This is a genomic window from Flavobacterium sp. ACAM 123 (assembly GCF_000264055.1).
Taxonomy (GTDB): Bacteria; Bacteroidota; Bacteroidia; order Flavobacteriales; family Flavobacteriaceae; genus Flavobacterium.
This window is the reverse complement of sequence record NZ_AJXL01000275.1, coordinates 1-285: the sequence shown is the minus strand read 5'-3', so window position 1 is coordinate 285 and position 285 is coordinate 1. Positions and strand designations below refer to the sequence as shown.

General features: G+C 44.6%; 1 protein-coding gene. It reads left to right on the top strand.

The window, feature by feature from the left end:
- Window positions 1–285, top strand: a 285-nt coding sequence (locus tag A3SG_RS22015; RefSeq protein WP_035664942.1) for a PKD-like domain-containing protein, incomplete at both ends; no start/stop codon positions are given.

The window sequence follows — 285 nt, the reverse complement described above, 5'->3', positions numbered from 1 at the left end:
ATGGACTACACCCTCAGTAACGGGAGGTTTGACAGGTGGCGTATCTGGAAGTGGTTCAAGTATAGCGGGAACATTATCCAATCCAACAAGTTCAGCACAAACAGCAACTTATACTGTGACACCAACTTCAGGTACTTGTGCAGGTGCTAACTTTACGTTAACAGTAACGGTGAATCCAAAACCAGCTATAGCAACTATGACCAATGCAGCTTGTAGTGGCGTTGGCTTTACTTCAACCCCATTTAACACAACCAATGGCGTAGTACCAACAGGTACAACTTACAC